Source organism: Amycolatopsis sp. NPDC000009 (assembly GCF_055563465.1).
Genome location: NZ_JBVHDI010000010.1, coordinates 262,491 through 276,819 on the forward strand (window position 1 = coordinate 262,491; position 14,329 = coordinate 276,819).

14 protein-coding genes are annotated in these 14,329 nt (G+C 70.0%); 4 read left to right on the top strand and 10 right to left on the bottom strand.

The annotated features are described in order from the left end of the window. Positions 1-15: 15 nt before the first annotated feature. Both ilvN and ACZ3HL_RS26155 read right to left on the bottom strand, forming a co-directional pair. Positions 16-522 carry an acetolactate synthase small subunit gene (gene ilvN / locus ACZ3HL_RS26150; RefSeq protein ID WP_034315713.1) on the bottom strand — a complete coding sequence of 169 codons (507 nt, stop codon included), beginning with the start codon at positions 520-522 and terminating at the stop codon, positions 16-18. Next, positions 519-2,393, bottom strand: coding sequence for an acetolactate synthase large subunit (locus ACZ3HL_RS26155; RefSeq protein ID WP_465413994.1), 1,875 nt, complete (start codon positions 2,391-2,393; stop codon positions 519-521). Before ACZ3HL_RS26155 ends, ilvN begins: the two co-directional genes overlap by 4 nt. Before the next feature lie 321 nt (positions 2,394-2,714). On the opposite strand from ACZ3HL_RS26155, the gene ACZ3HL_RS26160 reads away from it, so the two are divergent. Both ACZ3HL_RS26160 and ilvD read left to right on the top strand, forming a co-directional pair. Continuing rightward, positions 2,715-3,173, top strand: a complete 459-nt coding sequence (locus tag ACZ3HL_RS26160; protein WP_465534377.1) for a PH domain-containing protein — start codon at positions 2,715-2,717, stop codon at positions 3,171-3,173. A gap of 63 nt (positions 3,174-3,236) precedes the next feature. Further along, entirely contained in the window at positions 3,237-5,081 is a 1,845-nt protein-coding gene (ilvD, locus tag ACZ3HL_RS26165) for a dihydroxy-acid dehydratase (RefSeq protein ID WP_465534379.1), read from the top strand. 62 nt (positions 5,082-5,143) lie between these two features. On the opposite strand, the gene ACZ3HL_RS26170 is transcribed toward ilvD, so the two are convergent. The 3 genes from ACZ3HL_RS26170 to ACZ3HL_RS26180 form a co-directional block, all read right to left on the bottom strand. Beyond that, the gene (locus ACZ3HL_RS26170; RefSeq protein WP_465414153.1) at positions 5,144-5,686 is read right to left on the bottom strand and encodes a DoxX family protein; all 543 of its coding nucleotides are present in this window, start codon (positions 5,684-5,686) and stop codon (positions 5,144-5,146) included. Positions 5,687-5,832: 146 nt separating this feature from the next. After that, entirely contained in the window at positions 5,833-6,657 is an 825-nt protein-coding gene (locus tag ACZ3HL_RS26175) for a DUF72 domain-containing protein (RefSeq protein ID WP_465534439.1), read from the bottom strand. A 32-nt stretch (positions 6,658-6,689) separates the two neighbouring features. After that, positions 6,690-7,595 carry a 2-hydroxyacid dehydrogenase gene (locus ACZ3HL_RS26180; protein ID WP_465534381.1) on the bottom strand — a complete coding sequence of 302 codons (906 nt, stop codon included), beginning with the start codon at positions 7,593-7,595 and terminating at the stop codon, positions 6,690-6,692. A 62-nt stretch (positions 7,596-7,657) separates the two neighbouring features. Between ACZ3HL_RS26180 and ACZ3HL_RS26185 the strand changes: the two genes are divergently transcribed. After that, positions 7,658-8,881, top strand: a complete 1,224-nt coding sequence (locus tag ACZ3HL_RS26185; RefSeq protein WP_465534383.1) for a PQQ-dependent sugar dehydrogenase — start codon at positions 7,658-7,660, stop codon at positions 8,879-8,881. A gap of 6 nt (positions 8,882-8,887) precedes the next feature. Here the strand turns inward: ACZ3HL_RS26185 and ACZ3HL_RS26190 are convergent, their stop codons facing one another. Genes ACZ3HL_RS26190 through gatC form a run of 5 tightly spaced genes read right to left on the bottom strand, consistent with a single transcriptional unit; the run spans position 8,888 to position 13,396 of the window. After that, positions 8,888-9,583, bottom strand: a complete 696-nt coding sequence (locus ACZ3HL_RS26190) for a cupin (protein WP_465534385.1) — start codon at positions 9,581-9,583, stop codon at positions 8,888-8,890. Positions 9,584-9,590: 7 nt separating this feature from the next. Then, positions 9,591-10,088: a hypothetical protein gene (locus tag ACZ3HL_RS26195; protein ID WP_465534387.1), complete on the bottom strand. Its 498-nt coding sequence runs from the start codon at positions 10,086-10,088 to the stop codon at positions 9,591-9,593. Next, positions 10,081-11,586, bottom strand: coding sequence for an Asp-tRNA(Asn)/Glu-tRNA(Gln) amidotransferase subunit GatB (gene gatB / locus ACZ3HL_RS26200; protein WP_465534389.1), 1,506 nt, complete (start codon positions 11,584-11,586; stop codon positions 10,081-10,083). Before gatB ends, ACZ3HL_RS26195 begins: the two co-directional genes overlap by 8 nt. After that, on the bottom strand, positions 11,583-13,100 hold the full coding sequence (gene gatA / locus ACZ3HL_RS26205; protein WP_465534391.1) for an Asp-tRNA(Asn)/Glu-tRNA(Gln) amidotransferase subunit GatA: 1,518 nt from the start codon (positions 13,098-13,100) through the stop codon (positions 11,583-11,585). The genes gatB and gatA overlap by 4 nt, the downstream gene beginning before the upstream one ends. Continuing rightward, entirely contained in the window at positions 13,097-13,396 is a 300-nt protein-coding gene (gene gatC / locus ACZ3HL_RS26210; protein ID WP_005162012.1) for an Asp-tRNA(Asn)/Glu-tRNA(Gln) amidotransferase subunit GatC, read from the bottom strand. Before gatC ends, gatA begins: the two co-directional genes overlap by 4 nt. A gap of 244 nt (positions 13,397-13,640) precedes the next feature. Between gatC and ACZ3HL_RS26215 the strand changes: the two genes are divergently transcribed. Continuing rightward, positions 13,641-14,294: an ACT domain-containing protein gene (locus ACZ3HL_RS26215; protein ID WP_378443154.1), complete on the top strand. Its 654-nt coding sequence runs from the start codon at positions 13,641-13,643 to the stop codon at positions 14,292-14,294. Positions 14,295-14,329 lie beyond the last annotated feature (35 nt).

The window sequence follows — 14,329 nt, forward strand, 5'->3', positions numbered from 1 at the left end:
TCCTGACTTACAAAGTTATCGAGCGGAGGTGGCGGTGATGGACCGGGCGCCCCGGCCGACCGCGACCATTCCGGACTGGACCAGTTCGCGGATGCCATAGGGCTCCAGCATCCGCAGCAGGGCACCGATCTTGTCCGAGGTGCCGGTGGCTTCGACGGTGAGCGCCTCGGGCGACACGTCCACCACCTTCGCGCGGAAGAGCTGCACCGTTTCGAGGACCTGGCTGCGCACGGTGTTGTCGGCCCGGACCTTGACGAGCAGCAGTTCACGCTGCACGGCGGTGGACTTTTCCAGTTCCACGATCTTGATGACGTTGACCAGCTTGTTGAGCTGTTTGGTCACCTGTTCGAGCGGTAGCTCCTCAACGGCGACCACGATCGTCATCCGGGACACCTCGGGATTCTCCGTGGGCCCGACGGCGAGGGATTCGATGTTGAACCCACGCCGGGAGAACAGTCCGGAAACCCGCGCGAGGACACCGGGCTTGTTCTCGACCAGAACGCTCAGGGTGTGCACGCTCATCGGGCGTCTCCTTCTGTGGCGGCGTTCAGCTCCGCCTCGGCGGCGACCTCGTCGTCGTCGAAGAGCGGGCGGATCCCGCGCACGGCCATGATTTCGTCGTTACCGGTGCCCGCGGCCACCATGGGCCACACCTGGGCATCCTTCCCCACCACGAAATCGATCACGACGGGGCGGTCGTTGATCTCCATGGCACGCCGGATGGTGGCGTCGACGTCCTCCTTGGTCTCGCAGCGGAGCCCGGCGCAGCCGAGCGCCTCCGCGAGGAGGGTGAAGTCGGGGATGCGGTGCTTGTGGGTACCGAGATCGGTGTTGGAGTACCGCTCGGAGTAGAAGAGGTTCTGCCACTGGCGGACCATGCCGAGGTTGCCGTTGTTGATGACGGCGACCTTGATCGGCGCGCCTTCGATGGCGCAGGTGGCCAGTTCCTGGTTCGTCATCTGGAAACAGCCGTCGCCGTCGATGGCCCAGACCTGCTTGTCCGGCACGCCGAACTTGGCGCCCATCGCGGCGGGGACGGCGAAGCCCATCGTGCCGAGGCCGCCGGAGTTGATCCAGGTGCGCGGGTTCTCGTACTTCACGAACTGCGCGGCCCACATCTGGTGCTGGCCGACGCCCGCGGTGTAGACGGCGTCCGGGCCGACGAGCGAACCGATGCGCTCGATGACGTACTGCGGGGAGAGCGTCCCGTCCTCGGGCCATTCGTAGCCGGCCGGGTAGTCGTCGCGCCAGGCCTTCGCCTGCGTCCACCAGTCCGCCAGGTCCGGCTTCGCGGACTTGTCGGTCTCGGCGCGGACGGCCTCGATCAGCTCGGTGATGATCTCCGCGCAGTCGCCGACGATCGGCACGTCCGCCTTGCGGTTCTTGGAGATCTCGGCCGGGTCGATGTCGGCGTGGACGATGGCGGCGTCCGGCGCGAACGAGGACAGCTGCCCGGTGACGCGGTCGTCGAAGCGGGCGCCGAGGGCGATCAGCAGATCCGCCCGCTGCATCGCGGCGACGGCGGCGACCGAACCGTGCATGCCCGGCATACCGAGGTGCTGCGGGTGCGAGTCGGGGAAGGCGCCGCGCGCCATCAGCGTGGTGACGACGGGGATCCCGGTCAGCTCGGCCAGTTCCATCAGCTGGCGCGAGGCGTCGGCCTTGACCACGCCACCGCCGACGTAGAGGACCGGGCGCCGGGACTTGCTGATCAGCCGGGCGGCCTCGCGGACCTGCTTGCCGTGCGGGCGCAGCGTGGGCCGGTAGCCCGGCAGCCGCATCTCCGTCGGCCAGGAGAAGGAGGTCATCTCCTGCAGGACGTCCTTGGGGATGTCCACCAGGACCGGGCCGGGGCGGCCGGTCGAGGCGAGATGGAAGGCCTCCGCGATGGTGCGCGGGATGTCCGCCGGGTCGGTGACCAGGAAGTTGTGCTTGGTGATCGGCATCGTGATGCCGCAGATGTCGGCTTCCTGGAAGGCGTCCGTGCCGATCAGCGCACGGGTCTGCTGGCCGGTGATGGCGACGACCGGCACCGAGTCCATGTTCGCGTCGGCCAGCGGAGTGACCAGGTTGGTCGCGCCGGGACCGGAGGTGGCCATGCACACCCCGACCTTGCCGGTCGCCTGCGCGTACCCGGTGGCGGCGTGGCCGGCGCCCTGTTCGTGGCGGACCAGGACGTGGCGGACCTTCGTCGAGTCGAGCAGCGGGTCGTACGCCGGGAGGATGGTGCCGCCGGGAATACCGAACACGACCTCCGCGCCCACCGCTTCGAGCGAGCGGACGAGCGACTGCGCGCCCGTGACCCGCACCGGGGTCCCGGCGGGCGGCGCCGGCTTGGGTCGGGCACCGGGGGTACCGGTGTTCGCATCAGCTCGCGAGGTGGCACTGGTCATCGCTGTTTGCCTCGTCTTTGTCTAGTCACTCGTTCGGGTATTCATTGGCTGGTTCGGCAGTGAAATTGTTCCAGGCAACAAAAAACCCCCGCCGACCGGAGTGGTCGCACGAGGGTCGCGCGTCGACGCAGCGGAGACTTCCCTAAGCGTCGACGCGCTTGGGAAGTACGAGGCCGGTCTGCGTTGTCACGAGAGTGAAGCTAGCCGGTCGCCGTCAAGAGTGTCAACTCTGCGGGACGGCGATTCCGCATGCTGGACACCTTCGGGGCGTGACGCGACCCGCGTTCGGAGCCTTCGAGGCGGCGGTGCACCATCTTTGACGTGGCAGAAGAAAAGCAGCAGGAACAGGCGAACGAGGCTCCCAAAGCCGTCTTCAAGATTCCGAACACGGCGTTGCTGGCGATCGCTTTCCTCGTCGTCTGTGTGACGCCTGTCGCGTTCGGCGGTGTGCCGTATCTCCAGTGGCTCTACATCTTCCCGATCGCGCTGGCGGTGTTCGTCATCCGGACCCGCACGACGGCGACCGCCAAGGGGCTGGAGGTCCGCACGATGTTCGGGCGGCGGGACCTGCCGTGGACCTCGCTCAAGGGCCTCGCCATCACCGACAAGGCAAAGGTGCAGGCGGTGCTGAAGGACGAGTCCAAGATCCCCCTTCCCGCCGTGCGCACCCGTCATCTGCCGGTGATCTCGCTGGTCAGCGCGGGCCGCATGGCCGATCCCTCCGGGCTGACCGACGAGATCGGCGAGGCTCCGGAGAAGAGCGGCGATTCCGGGGAGTAGGATTGGTAGGACCAGTTTGGCGCTCGTTCGCCCTGGTCCCCATCCCGAACCTTGGAGTCAGCCGTGCCTCAACTCCGTTCCCGGACCACCACCCACGGCCGCAACGCGGCGGGCGCCCGCTCGCTCTGGCGCGCCACGGGGATGACCGACAGCGACTTCGGCAAGCCGATCGTCGCCATCGCGAACTCCTACACCCAGTTCGTGCCGGGGCACGTGCACCTCAAGGATCTCGGCGAGATCGTGGCCGGCGCGGTGAAGGAGGCGGGCGGGGTCGCCCGTGAGTTCCACACGATCGCCGTCGACGACGGGATCGCCATGGGGCACAGCGGAATGCTGTACTCGCTGCCCTCGCGCGAGATCATCGCCGACTCGGTCGAGTACATGGTGAACGCGCATCAGGCCGACGCGCTGGTCTGCATCTCCAACTGCGACAAGATCACCCCTGGCATGCTGAACGCCGCCATGCGGCTGAACATCCCGGTCGTGTTCGTCTCCGGCGGGCCGATGGAGGCAGGCAAGGCCGTGGTCGTCGGCGGGGTCGCGCAGGCGCCGACCGACCTGATCACCGCGATCGCCGCCTCGGCCAGCAGCGAGGTCGACGAGGACGGGCTGTCCATTGTGGAGCGCTCCGCCTGCCCGACCTGCGGTTCGTGCTCGGGCATGTTCACCGCGAACTCGATGAACTGCCTCACCGAAGCGCTCGGGCTCTCGCTGCCGGGCAACGGCTCCACCCTCGCCACGCACGCGGCCCGCAAGGCGCTCTTCGAAGACGCCGGGCGCACGGTCGTCGAGCTGTGCAAACGCTGGTACGAGAACGACGACGAGTCCGTGCTCCCGCGCTCGATCGCGTCGAAGAAGGCGTTCGAGAACGCGATGGCCCTCGACATGGCGATGGGCGGTTCGACCAACACGGTGCTGCACATCCTCGCCGCCGCGCAGGAGGGCGAGGTCGACTTCACCATCGACGACATCGACGCCATCGGCCGCCGCGTGCCGTGCCTGTCGAAGGTCGCGCCGAACTCGGACTACCACATGGAGGACGTCCACCGCGCGGGCGGAATCCCGGCCATCCTCGGTGAGCTGTACCGCGGCGGCCTGCTGAACACCGACGTCCACTCCGTGCACTCGCCGGACCTCGAGTCGTGGCTGTCCACTTGGGACATCCGCGCGGAGGAGCCGTCGGAGCGGGCGATCGAGCTGTTCCACGCGGCGCCGGGCGGGGTCCGCACCACGGAGGCGTTCTCCACCGAGAACCGGTGGTCCTCTTTGGACACCGATGCCGCGGACGGCTGCATCCACGATGTCGAGCACGCGTACACCAAGGACGGCGGGCTCGCGATCCTGCGCGGCAACCTCGCCGAGAACGGCGCCGTCATCAAGTCGGCGGGCATCGACGAGGAACTGTGGCACTTCGAGGGCCCGGCCCGGGTGCTGGAAAGCCAGGAGGAGGCGGTTTCCGCCATCCTCAAGAAGGAGATCCAGCCCGGCGAGGTACTGGTGATCCGCTACGAGGGCCCGGCGGGCGGCCCGGGGATGCAGGAGATGCTGCACCCGACGGCGTTCCTCAAGGGCTCGGGACTGGGCAAGAAGTGCGCGCTGATCACCGACGGCCGGTTCTCCGGCGGCTCGTCGGGCATCTCGGTCGGGCACATCTCGCCCGAGGCCGCCGCGGGTGGCGCGATCGGCCTGGTCCAGAACGGCGACCGGATCCTGCTCGACGTCCACGAGCGCCGTCTCGAACTGCTCGTCGACGAGGAGGTCCTCGCCGAGCGGCGCGCGAAGATGGAGGCGAGCGAGCGGCCGTGGCAGCCGGTCTCGCGGGACCGGAAGGTCACCGCCGCGCTGCGCGCCTACGCGCGGATGGCGACTTCGGCCGACACCGGCGCCGTCCGCGACCCGAACAAGTGACCCGCATTCAGAGGACTAAATGCGCCCTTCAAGCGCATTTAGTCCTCTGAATGCGTCGCGTGTCAGCGGCACAGGACGATCACCACGACCGAGGCGGCCGCGGCGAGCAGGAGCCCGATCAACCCGAACGAGAGCGGACGTTTCCGCCACGGGGTGTTGACGTCCAGCGCGATCCGCCCGGAGCCCGCGAGCAGCACGGTCAGCGAGGCCGCGGCGAGCAGGAGCTCGAACTCGAAGCCCTGTCCCTGTTTCTGGAAGAACCCACCACCGAACTTGACGTAGACGATGTTGGCGCAGACTCCGAGGAGCGCGGCGGCACCGATCGGGGTGAACAGCCCCACCAGCACGAGCGCGCCGCCGACCACCTCGCTGATCCCGGTGATCCACGAAAGCAGCGTGGTCTGGCTGGTGTAGCCGAATTCGCCGAGCACGTCGGCGAAACCGCCGACCCCGGGTCCGCCGAAAGCGCCGAAGAGATGCTGGAGCCCGTGCGCGCCCATGGTCACGCCGAGCACCACTCGCAGGACGAGCAGACCGAGATCGATCCCGCCCCTGGTCTCCACCGGTCCGGGGCCGCTGTCGGCGTCGGCCACGTCCGAGATCATGCTGGTCTGGTAGTCATCGCTCACGCGCGAAGGGTAGGGGAAACCGGCCCGTCAGGCGACCGAACCGACCTCGAGGTGTGTCGTCCATCCAGTCACGCGTGTCGTCCATCTGGACACGCGTGTCGTCCGTCCGATCACGCGGCGGCTCAGAACAGGGTCGCGGGTTCGATCGGCTCGGGCTCGGGCAGCGGGTCGAGGCCGGGCACCAGGGCACGCACGTCGTCGTGGAACCGGCGGGCGAGCGCGGGGGCGTCGTCGTTGTCGGGCGTGTGCACGAAGACCGTCGGCGACCGGCCCTCCCCCAGCCACCCGGCGACCACCTCGGTCCACGGCTCCCATCCCCGCGCGGTCTCCTCGGCGGAATCCCGGCCGAGGTAGCGGACGATCGGCCGGTCGGTCAGCGCCCGCGTCCGCCGCGGCAGCCGGGGTTTCTTGGCCCAGGCGTCCTGTTCGGCCTCGCTGACCGGCGGGCTGGAGAAGAAGACCGTGGTGTCGAACGGCACCCACTCGGCGTCCGCCTCGGCGAGGGTCCTCTCCAGCAGCGACGTCGCTTGGGCGTCGGTGGAGAACGCCGGGTGACGCACCTCCACGGCGCGCCGGAGGCCGGCGGGAAGACGGCGCAGGAAACGGCCGAGGGCCTCGGCGTCCGGCGGGCCGAACGAGCCGGGCAGCTGAGTCCACAGGACCGCCCGGTCACCGAGCGGTTCGACCGCGTCCAGGAACGCCCGCATCTCGGTCTCGACACCGGCGAGGCGTTTCTCGTGGGTGACGACCTTGGGCAGCTTGACCACGAACCGGAAGCCGGGCCCGGTCTGCCGCGCCCACGCCGTGACGGTGTCCCGTGCGGGGGTCGCGTAGAAGGTGGTGTTGCCCTCGACCGCGTTGCACCAGCCGGCGTACGCCCGCAGACGCTCCCCCGGCGGCAGCGACCGCGGGACGAACCGCCCGGCCCACGCCTTGTGCGTCCACATCGCGCAGCCGACATGAAGATTCGCCACGATGCTCAGTATTCGCCGTGGACCAGGTTCTTCGGCAGCTCCCCACCCAGATAGCGGCTCAGTTCCCGGACCACGACCGCGTAGGCGCGCTGCCGCCTCCCGCTCACCGAGCCCGCGACGTGCGGTGTCAGCAGCAGTCCCGGACAGTCCCACAGCGGGTGCCCGGCGGGCAGCGGCTCCGGGTCGGTCACGTCGAGCGCGGCGCGCAACCGTCCCGACGTGAGTTCCGCGACGAGCGCGCCGGTGACCACGACCGGGCCCCGCGAGACGTTCACGAGGATCGCGTCGTCCGGCATCGCGGCCAGGAACTCCGCGTCGACCATGCCCCGAGTGTGCTGCGTGAGCGGCACCATGAGCACCGTGACGTCGTGGTCCGGCAGCAGGGCGGGGAGTTCGTCGGTGCCGTGGACACCTTCGCGAGCGTTCGCGCCCACCATCGTGCAGCGCACGTCGAACGTCTCCAGCCGGCGGCGCAGATGCCTGCCGAGGTCGCCCGCGCCGATGATGAGGACCCGCTTGCCCTGCAGGGTGTCGGTGGTCCGGCGTTCCCAGTGTTTCCGCCGCAGGCCATCGGCGAAGCCGTCGAGACCGCGGTAGATCGCGAGAAGTACCGCGACCACCCATTCGGCCGAGCTTCCGCCGTGCGCGCCGCGGCAGGTCGAGAGCAGGACGCCGTCGGGCACCTTGCCGACCCAGTCCTCGGCACCCGCCGCCAGCAGCTGCACGAGTTTGACGTTCGGCAGTTCGCGCCAGAGTTCGGCGCTGGGCCCGTCACCGGTCACGAGGACCTGGGCCTCGGTGGCTTCGGCGGGCACCGGCTCCCCGCGGCGGTACACCACCGGACGCACGCCGTCGATCTCCGAAAGCGCGGCCACTCCCTCTTCGTCGGGCACGAGAACGGTCACAGTCATGATCACCACGGTATCCAGAGGCTCTTACCCGTGGCTCACGTACGCCCACCTAGGCTTGCCCCGTGCGTACCCGGTACCGGCGGAAATGGACCGCGCCGCTGGCCATGCTGGCCTGCGGCGCGCTGATGCTCTCCGGATGCGCCGAGTTCGACAACACCGCCGCCGGGCAGAAGTTCACCCCGGTCAACCCGCCGTCCCCCGAGGTCCCGCCGCAGATCGGGCCCGGCGGTGAAGCGGGCGACACCGGCCCCGGTCGCGGCAACGGGCCGAACCGGGCGCCGACGCCGGTCCCGCCGCCGCAGGGGTGCAAGGACTTCGACAAGGCCGTCATCGCGACCTGCCTCGACACCGTCGCCGCCGTGGCCGCGATCCCCGGTGACGGCACCGCGCCCAGCGCGCTCGCAGGCGAACGCAAGAGCGGCCGGATCCTGCTCGCCGCCGCGGAGAAGGACCCGGCCGACTGGGCGACCGTCCCCGTGGACGGTTCCGGCGACGGCGGCCTCACCTCGCTCGCCCTCTCCCCGGGCTTCGCCGAGGACCAGCTCGTCTTCGCCTACATCACCACCCCGACCGACAACCGGGTCGTCCGGCTGGCGAAGGGCCAGGCACCGAAACCGGTGCTGACCGGCATTCCCAAGGGACCCACCGGCAACCGCGGCGCGATCGGCACCGACGCCAAGGGCGCGCTCCTGGTCGCCACCGGCGACGCGGGCAACCCCGGGCTCGCGGCCGATCCCGCGTCGCTCGCCGGGAAGGTGCTGCGTATCGACACGTCGGGCAAACCGGCGTCGGGCAATCCCACGCCGGGTTCGGCGGTCTTCTCGACCGGCGTGCACTCCCCCGGCGGGATCTGCCGCGACCAGACCGGCTCCCGCGTATGGCTGACCGACCGGCTGGCCGACAAGGACGTGCTGTACCGGCTTCGTGGCGGCCAGCCCCTGACCGCCCCGGCCTGGAGCTGGACCGACAAACCCGGCGTGGCGGGCTGCGCGGATTTCGTCGGCGCCACCGGCTATCTCACGGTCACGACGTCGATCGCGGGCAACCTGCAGAACCTGCCGGTCACCCCCGACGGCGCGGTGACCGGCAAGCCGAACGTCTTCATGGACGGCAAGGTCGGCAAGCCGCCGAAGACCTTCGGCAGGCTGTCCGCGATGAGCATGGTCAATCCGCAGATCGCGCTCGCCGGGACGGTCAACAAGGACGGCGGCACCCCGGTTTCGAGCGACGACCGCGTCGTCATCATCACGCCGTCGGCCAGCTCCGGCGGGAGCGGCAAGGACTGAGCGGGCTCAGGTGTCCATGCGGTATTCCGTCCGCCGCCCGCACATCCCGTAACCGTCCACTTCGGACGGACCGGTGACCCGGACCCCGGACCGTTCGAGGTGACTCGCGTCGCCGTTCGCGAGCGCTTCCAGATGTTCCCCGGTCAACTCGGCGGCGGCCAGCGCGCCGGCCCGCCAGCGTGGGATCCAGGCCTGGACCTTCGGCGCGACCAGCGCGGCGGCCGCGCGGTGGAAGTCCCTCAGCGGTCCGGGATCTCCCGAGACGAGCGCGTCCCGGATCGGGAGATAGCCCTCGATCGCGAGATCACGGCGACGGCGGGCCGCATCGTCGTCCTCCGGCATCGCGGCGGCCTCCGCGTACGCGGCCGGGTCGGCGAGGACCGGCGGCGGGAAGGTGAAGACGGCGTCGCCCGCTTCGGGCAGCCCGCTGTTCTGCATGAGCACGGTGATCCGCAGCTCTTCGCGCTGCACCATCCGATGGACCGTGCCGGGCGCGAACCACGCGACGACACCGGGTTCGAGTTCGGTCTCCCGATAGCCGCCGACGTCGAGCGTCTGCACCGCGCCGCGGCCGCCGGTGACGACGTAGGCCTCGGTGCAGGCGAGGTGCAGATGCGGGCTGCCGCCGCACACCCCGTCCGCGGCTTCCCATTCGTAGGCGCACAGATGGGAGAGGCCGATGCCTCCGGGAAGAGGGAACACGGTGGCCTCAGCGGCGCCGGGTACGGGTCCGGCGGACGTCCAAGAACGCGACGACGGCGGAGACGACAGCCGCCACCAGGCCGAGGTAGCGGCCGAGGCCGGTCCTGATCTCGATACCGGCGGCGGAGAAGATCCCGCGCTGGTCGGCGTCGAACTGCCAGTCGAGGGTGGTCCAGCCGAGCACCATCAGCAGCAGCGCGCCGATGGCCGCCATCAGCCACAGGTGGGGCAGGCCCGCGCGGCGCACGGTGTCGACGCGGCCGAACAGCACGACGGCCACGCCGGGCAGGAACAGGAGGAAGAGCGGCGCCCAGGCGAGGAAACCCGAGTGCCACGCGTCGCGCGTGACGTCGCCGGCGGGCAACGTCGTCAGCACGTCCTCGATTTCCGGGCGCGAGGCGGTCAGCGTCGTCCACGGAAGGAACAAGGCCACCAACGCGAGCAGCCCGGCCGCGAGGCCGAGCCACTCACGCCAGGTGACCTTCTTCAGAGCGAGATCAGGCACCGACTCGCTCGACGATCAGTTCGCGCACGCGTTTGGCGTCGGCCTGGCCCTTGGTGGCCTTCATGACCGCACCGACGATCGCCCCGGCCGCGGCCACCTTGCCGCCGCGGATCTTCTCGGCGACGTCGGGCTGTGCGGCCAGCGCCTCGTCGACCGCCGCGATGAGCGCGGAGTCGTCGGAGACGACCTTCAGGCCGCGCTTCTCGACGACCTCGGACGGCGAACCCTCGCCGGCGAGCACGCCCTGCACGACCTCCTTGGCCAGCTTGTTGGTCAGCTCGCCGGCGTTGACCAGCGCGATGACCTCGGCCAGCTGCGCCGGGGTGATCGCCAGCTCCGCCAGTTCGATCTCGCGGGAGTTGGCCTCCTGCGCGAGCGTGTTGACCCACCAGCTGCGGGCCTCGTCCGGGGTCGCGCCCGCCTCGACGGTGGCGGCGACCAGGTCGACCGCGCCGACGTTGAGCAGGTCGCGCAGCGCCTCGTCGGTCAGGCTCCACTCCTGCTGGATGCGCTTGCGGCGCTCCGACGGCATCTCCGGCAGCGTCTTGCGCAGCTCCTCGACCCATTCGCGCGACGGCGCGATCGGGACCAGGTCGGGCTCCGGGAAGTACCGGTAGTCCTCGGCGGTCTCCTTGGTGCGGCCCGGCGACGTGGTGCCGTCGGCCTCCTGGAAGTGCCGCGTCTCCTGCTTGATCGAACCACCCTCGGCGAGGATCGCCGCCTGGCGGGTCATCTCGTAGCGCACGGCACGCTCGACGCTGCGCAGCGAGTTGACGTTCTTGGTCTCGGTGCGCGTGCCGAACTCGGTCGCGTCCTTGGCCATCAGCGAGACGTTCGCGTCGCAGCGCAGGGAACCCTGGTCCATGCGGACGTCGGAGACGTCCAGCGCGCGCAGCAGATCCCGCAGGGCGCTCACGTACGCGCGGGCGACCTCGGGGGCGCGGCCGCCGGTGTGCTCGATCGTCTTGGTGACGATCTCGATCAGCGGCACGCCGGCGCGGTTGTAGTCGAGCAGCGAGTGCTCGGCGCCGTGGATACGACCGGTGGCGCCGCCGACGTGCAGCGATTTGCCGGTGTCCTCCTCCATGTGCGCGCGCTCGATCTCCACGCGCACGACCTCGCCGTCGTCCAGCGTCACGTCGAGGTAGCCGTTGAAGGCGATCGGCTCGTCGTACTGCGAGGTCTGGAAGTTCTTCGGCATGTCCGGGTAGAAGTAGTTCTTCCGGGCGAACCGGCACCATTCGGCGATCTCGCAGTTGAGCGCGAGGCCGATGCGGATCGCGCCCTCGACCGCCTTGCCGTTCACGACCGGCAGCGAACCGGGCAGGCCGAGACAGGTCGGGCACACCTTGGTGTTCGGCTCGCCGCCGAACTCGTTGGCGCAGCCGCAGAACATCTTGGTGTTCGTGTTCAGCTCGACGTGCACCTCGAGGCCCAGCACCGGGTCGAACCGCTCGATGACGTCGGCGTAGTCCATCAACTCAACCACGGCGGTCACTTCTTTCCTCCCAGCTCCGGAACCTCGTGCACCAGCGAGCCACCGTTGGCGGCGTCGCGCGCGACCTCGTAGGCGGCGCCGACGCGGTACAGCCGGTCGTCGGCCATCGCGGGGGCCATGATCTGCAGGCCGACCGGCAGGCCGTCCTCGTGCGACAGTCCACTCGGGACACTCATCGCGGCGTTGCCGGCGAGGTTCGACGGGATGGTGCAGAGGTCCGCCAGGTACATCGCCATCGGGTCGTCGACGCGCTCGCCGATCTTGAACGCGGTGGTCGGCGTGGTCGGCGAGACCAGCACGTCCACCTTTTCGTAGGCGGCTTCGAAGTCGCGCGTGATGAGCGTGCGGACCTTCTGCGCCGAGCCGTAGTACGCGTCGTAGTAACCCGAGGAAAGCGCGTACGTGCCGAGCATGATGCGGCGCTTGACCTCGGGGCCGAAGCCCTTCTCGCGGGTCAGCGACATGACCTCTTCGGCGCTGTGCTCGCCGTCGTCGGACACGCGCAGGCCGTAGCGCATGGCGTCGAACCTGGCGAGGTTCGACGAGCACTCGCTCGGCGCGATCAGGTAGTACGCGGGCAGCGCGTAGGTGAAGTTCGGGCACGAGACCTCGACGACCTCGGCACCGAGCGCGCGCAGCTGCTCGACGGCGGCCTCGAACGACCGCAACACGCCCGGCTGGTAGCCGTCGCCGGCGAATTCCTTCACCACGCCGACACGGACGCCCTTGAGGTCCCCGGTCAGGCCCTGGCGGGCCGCGGCGACCACCGGCGGGACCGGCGCGTCGATCGAGGTCGAGTCCATCGGGTCGTACCCGGCGATGACCTCGTGCAGCAGAGCGGCGTCGAGCACCGTCCGCGCACAGGGACCGGCCTGGTCGAGCGACGACGAGAAGGCGACGAGACCGTAGCGGGAGACGCCGCCGTACGTCGGCTTCACGCCGACGGTGCCGGTGACCGCGCCGGGCTGGCGGATCGAACCGCCGGTGTCGGTGCCGATCGCGATCGCGGCCTCGAACGCCGCGATGGACGCCGAGGAACCACCGCCGGAACCGCCCGGGATCCGGGCGTGGTCCCACGGGTTGTGCGTCGGGCCGAACGCGGAGTTCTCCGTGGAGGAGCCCATCGCGAACTCGTCCATGTTGGTCTTGCCGAGCACCACGACACCGGCCTCGCGCAGCTTGCGCGTCACGGTGGCGTCGTACGGCGGGAGCCAGTTCTCCAGGGTCTTCGAACCGACCGTGGTCGGGATGCCCTTGGTGGTCAGCACGTCCTTGAGCGCCAGCGGGACCCCGGCGAGCGCCGACTTCGGCGCGTTGCCCTCGGCGACGTCGGCGTCCACCGCGCGGGCCGCGTCGAGCGCGCCCTCGGTGTCGACGTGCAGGAACGCGTGGATGTGGTCGTCGACCTCGGCGATCCGGTCCAGGTGGGCCTGCGTGACCTCGACGGCCGAGACCTCACGGGACTGGATCTTCTCCGCCAGCTCGGCGGCGGTCAGCTTGATGAGTTCGGTCACTGTTCTTCCCCCAGAATCCGCGGCACCCGGAAACGACCCTCTTCGCTGGCCGGCGCACCGGCCAGCGCCTGCTGCTGGGTCAGCCCCGGTCGGACCGTGTCCTCACGGAACACGTTGGTCAGCGGCACGGCGTGCGACGTGGGCGGGACATCCTCGCCTGCGACCTCGCTCACCTTGGCCACCGAGTCCAGGATCTGGTCGAGCTGGCCTGCGAAGACGTCCAGCTCCTCTTCGGTGACGGCAAGCCTGGCCAGCTTGGCGAGGTGTGCGACCTCGTCGCGGGAAATGTTGGGCACGCGGGTGACTCCCGGGGTGTGCTGTGCGGGTTCTGTCGGAAGCTGCAAGTCTATGGTGGCGGCGTCGGCGGACTCGACTGGGTTATGCCGCGGCCTGCGCTCCCATGTCGGGTAAGGAGTGCCTGGTTCGTTATCCCGCGCCCCGGACGTCGGTCCCCATTACCTCGTCCGGTCTGTCACAATCGGCGCCCGGCGTAGCGCGTTCCACGGCGAGGCTGGGACGCCTGAGGCGAGAGGGGCGCGTGTGTCGTTCCTGATCCGGGTCCAATTACCGGACACCCCGGGGACCCTCGGCGCGGTCGCCACCGCGCTCGGCACCGTCGGCGCCGACATCCTGAGCGTGGACGTGGTCGAACGCGGCGGCGGTGTCGCCGTCGACGACCTCGTCGTCGAAATCCCGTCCGGCAGGCTGCCGGACGCGCTCATCACCGCCGCCGAAAGCGTCGACGGGGTCGAGGTCGACGCCGTCCGCCCGTACGCCGGGGTCCTGGACACCCACCGCGAGCTCGAACTGGTCGAGGAGATCGCCGCGAAGCCCGCTTCGGGGCTGGAGATCCTCGCCGAAGGGGTGCCGCGGATCATCCGGGCGGGCTGGGCCGTCGTCGTCGAGCACGCCGAGGCCGGGGCGATCCGGCTCGCGTCGTCCAACGCCGCGCCCGAGACGCCGATCACCGACCTGCCGTGGCTGCCGCTGGAACGCGCCACCATCCTCGACGCCGAGGAGGCCTGGGTGCCGGAGACGTGGAAGGAACTGGGGACCGAACTCGCGGCGACACCGCTGGGGAAGCCCGGGAAGGCGCTGCTGGTCGCGCGTCCGGGCGGGCCGAACTTCCGGGCCGCGGAGGTGGCGCGTTTGGCGCACTTCGCGGGGATCGTCGCCGTCGTCCTGGACAGCTGACCTTCGCGTTTCGTCCTCTGAATGCGGTAGTTGGC

Coding starts and splice junctions, on each gene's coding strand:
- ilvN (WP_034315713.1), bottom strand. CDS start 522: ATGAGCGTGCACACCCTGAGCGTTCTGGTCGAGAACAAGCCCGGTGTC.
- ACZ3HL_RS26155 (WP_465413994.1), bottom strand. CDS start 2,393: ATGACCAGTGCCACCTCGCGAGCTGATGCGAACACCGGTACCCCCGGT.
- ACZ3HL_RS26170 (WP_465414153.1), bottom strand. CDS start 5,686: ATGATCTCGGACGTGGCCGACGCCGACAGCGGCCCCGGACCGGTGGAG.
- ACZ3HL_RS26175 (WP_465534439.1), bottom strand. CDS start 6,657: ATGTGGACGCACAAGGCGTGGGCCGGGCGGTTCGTCCCGCGGTCGCTG.
- ACZ3HL_RS26180 (WP_465534381.1), bottom strand. CDS start 7,595: ATGACTGTGACCGTTCTCGTGCCCGACGAAGAGGGAGTGGCCGCGCTT.